The following is a 4,748-nucleotide window of genomic DNA, read 5'->3' as shown; positions in this document are numbered from 1 at the left end:
GACGACGCGACGACCCACCTGCGCGTCGTCGCGTCAGCGGCGCAGCGCCCCCGCGCCGCGCGCCAGCAGACGTCGGACCGCGTCGGCGCGGTGGAACACGCCCGTCACGCCGACGGGTTCGACCGACGTGACCAGCCGACGCACCCCGCCGGGGCCGAGCTCGAGCGGCGCCGACAGCACGACGGAGCCGGAGGCTGAGCGCACGGTGAGCGCGACGCGCGACAGGTCGGACCACGCGTCGAACCCGGGGTCGTCGACCAGCGACCGCACGGCCTCGACCTCGAGCACGTCCCCGTCGACCCGCACGGCACCCCGGTAGACGAACGCGTCCGTCGTCTCCTCGACGCGACCGTCGGCCAGGAACGCCCGCTCGCCCCAGGGCGCGTACGTGAGCGCGCCGGCGACGGACGCCCCGCTGACAGGTCCGTCGAGCGGCATGACGACGGTGAGGTCCAGCACGACCTCGACACCCTCGACGGACCCGCGCAGGTGCTCGACGTACCGCGCCGACGGCGGCGGCTCGGTCATGCGCGTGCACGACGCGTCCCGCGGCACCCCGGACGACGACCGCCCGGCGAGGTAGCGCCGCGCGTCCCGGTAGCCCATCTGCACGAGCGAGTCGGACGAGATGCGCCCGAGGTAGAACTCAGGGTCGAGCGGCAGCGGGTGCTCCGGCTTGACGACGTGCAGGACGAACGAGCGGCCGGTCGCGTGGGCGAGCGCGAGGTCGGCGGCCAGCGCCCCGGCGGCGCTCATCTCGATCATGTGGACGTACTGCTCGAGCGGCCCGTCGCCCCAGCGGCCGGTGTCGCCGATGCACCAGACCAGCCACACCTCGTCGGCGCCGCGGCGCAGGGCCTCGGTGACATTGGCGTCGCGGACCCAGACGGCGTCGGTCCAGACGTGCCCGTCGCGCTGCAGCGGCGTGAGGAACAGCGGCAGGGACATGCCGGCGGCGAGGAGCTCGGCGTCGGCGTCGGCGGCGTCGACGGCGACGTTCTGCTTGGTGACGAAGTCGACGACGTTGAACGAGCCCTGGAGCGTCGACGCGCGGACCGCCGCGTCCGAGATGCCCAGCGCCGGGAAGACGCGGCGGACGAGCCCGTCGGCGTCCCCGACCGCGGGCAGGTTCCACGGGCCGGTGAGGTACTCGTGCAGCGGGAGCGCGGAGCCGAAGTCCTGCACGTCGACGTCGCGCCAGCGGCGGCACATCTCGACGGCGTCGACGCCCGAGCACAGCATCGCGGCGGTGAGGATGCCCCCGGACGTGCCGTCGACGTGGTCGAACGTGATCCCGTCCTCCTGGAGCGCCCGCACGACGCCGGCCTGCCACGCGACGCGCATGCCGCCCCCGGCGGCGACGAGCGACCTCATCGCGCACCGCGCAGCGTGCGCAGGTGGACGGCGAGGAGCACGGCCGTGAGCAGGTCGAACGCGGCGACGCCGAGCGCGAGCGGGTCGAACACGCCGCGCGCCACCCCCACCAGGACGGCGACCGACGCGGCAGCCTTCTGGACCCCGGCCCACAGCACGACGTCGGGATCGTGCCGCGGCCGCGACAGCGTGGTGAGCAGCAGCCCGCCGACGACGACCATGAACATCCCGACGGTCGCGAACAGCTGCTGCGCCGTGGCGTCCTCGGCCGCGCCCAGCAGGGACAGCACGAACGACGGCACGAGCATCTGCACCGCGCCGCTCGCGACGGTGATCCAGCCGATCACGACGAGCAGCAGCACGAGCGGGGTCCGCGACGCGCCGACCGCTGTGCCCCGCGACGTGCCGGGCGGGCGCGGGCCCGCGTCGGCCGTCATGTCAGCGCCCCGAGCAGGTCGCCGCGCGCGACGACGTACCAGGTGATCGCGACCCACGTGAACGTCGAGCCGTAGAACCGGATGTCGTTGAGCGTCATCCAGCGGTGCAGCAGGGACCGCAGCTCGGCGTCGTCGGCGAAGTCACCGCCCCGGATCCGCTTGTTGATCGGGATGATGATGCCCTGCCCGACGAACGTGAGGACGAAGATCCCGACGAGGCAGGCGACGCCGAACCACACCCAGCGGGTGCCCCACTCGGTGACGACCAGGATGATCGCGGCGACGAACATGAGCGGCACGACGCCCGTGAAGAAGGCGGTCGCGCGCTTCGTCGGGATGCCGAAGTGGGTGCCGACGTTGTCCCGCGACAGGCCGCGCCACGTGGGGAACAGGAACCACTTGAGCACCCACATGGTCCCGACGTACATCGTCGCGCCGAACAGGAACCACAGCGCCGAGACGAACGTGATCACGTCGCCACCCCCGCGGCGACGCGGCCCTGCACCTCGGGGCGCGACCGGTCGGGCGGCGCGGGCCACGTCTCGCCGCGGCCGAGCCCGACCACGGACTCGAGCGGCTCGCCGAACTGCCCGGACGCCAGGGACGCGTCGACCGACCCGAGCGTGTCGCCGGTGAGGAACCACGCCTCGTAGTGGTCGTCGAGCACGCCCTGCGCGGTCGGCAGCCACGCGGTGAACAGCGGCTTCGACCCGATCTGGAGCGCGCGCAGCGGCTGCACGCCCGGTGCGTCGCCGAGCACGATGCGCGCCCGCGCGCCGGGCCCGACCGCGATGTCGCCCGTCGCCTCGAAGTAGATCGTCGACTTCATGAGCTGCCCGCGGAACGCGCAGTAGTTCGCGGCGGCGAGCTTGAGCGGCAGCCCGACGGGGGCGGGCCGCTCGATCTCGACGAGCGCGCCGAACTGCCCGTCGAGGGTGTCGTACTGCGCGGAGACCGTGGTGTCGGTCACGACGAAGTCGAGCGACGCCTGGTGCTTGGGCATGCCCCAGATGCCCTTGCCGCCCTTGACGGACACCTCGGTCGAGACGGGCAGGTCGACGACGTACTGGCCGAGCTGCAGCGTCCGCATGAGGGCGAGAGGCAGGAGCGGCGGCGCGGGCCGGGGGCCGTGCGTGACGGCGATCGCGAGCGAGTACTCGATGTACTGCCCGATGTCGGTCGACCGGTAGTTGACGACGGTCGCGACGAGCACGCCGCGACCGAGGCCGAGGGACACGGGGTGCAGCTCGGTCCCCGGCAGGACGGCCCGCGCGGCGGACAGCGAGATCGGGAAGGCGGCCATGAGGACGGGCGAGTCCTCGGACGACACCGGCATGGCGTACGGGATGGTGTCGACGCGCGCGGCCTGACCGGTGAGGCGGCGCTGGCGGCGCGGGACGGGGGACGGGACGCGGGACAGCACCGTCCGCGCGGCCGAGGTCAGCAGGCTCATCGGTGCAGCTCCTCCAGGATGATCGGGTAGGTGTCCCGCCACGCGCGCCGGCCGAAGAACACGTCGAGGTGCCCGTAGCCCGGCAGGACGTGCAGCGTGTCGCCCTTGTCCGGCCGGTGCCGCGCGAAGAACGCGTGGGTCCGGACCTGCGACTCGGGCAGGTAGCACCGGTTGTCGGCGCCTGCGAGGAATGCGAAGCGCGCGTCGGTGCGCGGTGGCCCGGCGACCAGGTCGTCGGGCAGCTCGGGGTGGTCCCGCGCGGGGACGAGGTGCCCGGCGGCGACGGACTCGCCCATCTGCCGGAAGAACGACAGGGGCACGTCGGCGAACTCGCCGCTGATCCAGTCGTGCGTCGCGCGGTCGAGGTTCTCGTGCGACCACAGCGCGGGGAAGCCGGAGCCGTACGTGAACGACACCATGCGGCAGACGATGTTGTCGCACTCGGGGTGGGTGACGCGGACGACGCCGCGCAGCACTTTCGAGAAGTTCCCGTCGGAGCGGTAGCCCCACGCGGGGTTGAGGTGCGGGGTGAACCGCTCGATCGGGTCGACGAGGTAGCGGATCTTCTGCCGCGACCAGAACGGCAGCACGGGGTGCAGGGACACGGCGTTCGAGACGATGGTGTCGACCGCGGGGACCAGGCCGGCGACGGCCGCCATGATGAACGACGTCGACCCCTGGCAGTGCACGATCGCCTTCATCGTCGTCGCGCCGGTCGCGGCGAGGACGTGGTCGACCGCGGCGGGGTGGTCGAAGACCGCGGCGTCGTCGAGCGTCCACGGCATCGGGTCGAGGTCGATCGACGCGCGCCAGTTGAGCATCCACACGTCCCAGCCGTCCTCGAGCAGGACGTCGACGAGCGTGCGCGGCAGCGGCGGCCGGAACAGCTCGGCACGGACGCCCGAGCCGTGCGCGAGCATGACGGGCCCGCGCCACGGCTCGCGCGGCCCGCGGACGTGGACGAACGTCAGCCGGGTGCCGTCGCGGGCGGTGAACGGGACGAGCTCGGTGCGGTGGTCGGACCGCGTGACGGTCACAGGTGCTTCCTCGACGCTCATGACGTGAACCCCTCCTGCGCGACGACGATCGGGTCCTCCAGCAGACGGACGGCGGGCGGGCCGTCGGCGGGGACGGGGCGCGGTGCGCCGTCCCGGGCGTCGACGTCCCAGCGGCGGCACACCGTGTCGACGACGAGCGGGTAGATCTCGAGCCGCCCGTCGGTCCGCAGGCACAGCCGCAGGAAGCCCTTGTGGTCGGTGACGGCCTGGCCGGACATCTGCCAGCCGGCGACGACGCCCGTGCGGCGGGACAGCACCAGCAGCGCGAACGCCTGCGTGCCGAGCACCGCGCCGGCCACGACGACGAACGGCACGACGAGCGTCGCCGTGAGCGCGGGCGACCACGCGGGCCACGGGATCGCGACGGCGGCGACGAGGACGACGAGCGCGGCGACGAGCTGGAGGCCGACGCCCGTCGTCGCGGGG

Annotated in this window: 5 protein-coding genes and 1 pseudogene; all 6 read right to left on the bottom strand. The window is 73.4% G+C overall.

Features of this window, described 5'->3' with window-relative positions; translation table 11 throughout:
* Nucleotides 1-33 precede the first annotated feature (33 nt).
* Nucleotides 34-1,374, bottom strand: coding sequence for a patatin-like phospholipase family protein (locus HGA02_RS10830; protein WP_168679017.1), 1,341 nt, complete (start codon nucleotides 1,372-1,374; stop codon nucleotides 34-36).
* The gene (locus tag HGA02_RS10825) at nucleotides 1,371-1,811 is read right to left on the bottom strand and encodes a hypothetical protein (protein ID WP_168679016.1); all 441 of its coding nucleotides are present in this window, start codon (nucleotides 1,809-1,811) and stop codon (nucleotides 1,371-1,373) included. Before HGA02_RS10825 ends, HGA02_RS10830 begins: the two co-directional genes overlap by 4 nt.
* Nucleotides 1,808-2,284, bottom strand: coding sequence for an anthrone oxygenase family protein (locus tag HGA02_RS10820; protein WP_168679015.1), 477 nt, complete (start codon nucleotides 2,282-2,284; stop codon nucleotides 1,808-1,810). Before HGA02_RS10820 ends, HGA02_RS10825 begins: the two co-directional genes overlap by 4 nt.
* Nucleotides 2,281-3,264 carry an acetoacetate decarboxylase family protein gene (locus HGA02_RS10815; RefSeq protein ID WP_168679014.1) on the bottom strand — a complete coding sequence of 328 codons (984 nt, stop codon included), beginning with the start codon at nucleotides 3,262-3,264 and terminating at the stop codon, nucleotides 2,281-2,283. The genes HGA02_RS10820 and HGA02_RS10815 overlap by 4 nt, the downstream gene beginning before the upstream one ends.
* Nucleotides 3,261-4,322, bottom strand: coding sequence for an alpha/beta fold hydrolase (locus HGA02_RS10810; RefSeq protein ID WP_168679013.1), 1,062 nt, complete (start codon nucleotides 4,320-4,322; stop codon nucleotides 3,261-3,263). Before HGA02_RS10810 ends, HGA02_RS10815 begins: the two co-directional genes overlap by 4 nt.
* Nucleotides 4,319-4,748, bottom strand: a pseudogene (locus HGA02_RS10805) (hypothetical protein); the annotation flags it as partial. The pseudogene HGA02_RS10805 and the gene HGA02_RS10810, both read right to left, overlap by 4 nt.

This window comes from Cellulomonas septica, assembly GCF_012396155.1.
Lineage (GTDB): Bacteria > Actinomycetota > Actinomycetes > Actinomycetales > Cellulomonadaceae > Cellulomonas > Cellulomonas septica.
The sequence above is the reverse complement of the archived record's forward strand: the minus strand, read 5'-3'. Positions and strand labels throughout refer to the sequence as shown.

Excerpts from the sequence above, each read along its gene's own strand:
- HGA02_RS10815 (WP_168679014.1), bottom strand. The coding sequence starts at position 3,264 with ATGAGCCTGCTGACCTCGGCCGCGCGGACGGTGCTGTCCCGCGTCCCG.
- HGA02_RS10810 (WP_168679013.1), bottom strand. The coding sequence starts at position 4,322 with ATGAGCGTCGAGGAAGCACCTGTGACCGTCACGCGGTCCGACCACCGC.
- HGA02_RS10825 (WP_168679016.1), bottom strand. The coding sequence starts at position 1,811 with ATGACGGCCGACGCGGGCCCGCGCCCGCCCGGCACGTCGCGGGGCACA.
- HGA02_RS10830 (WP_168679017.1), bottom strand. The coding sequence starts at position 1,374 with ATGAGGTCGCTCGTCGCCGCCGGGGGCGGCATGCGCGTCGCGTGGCAG.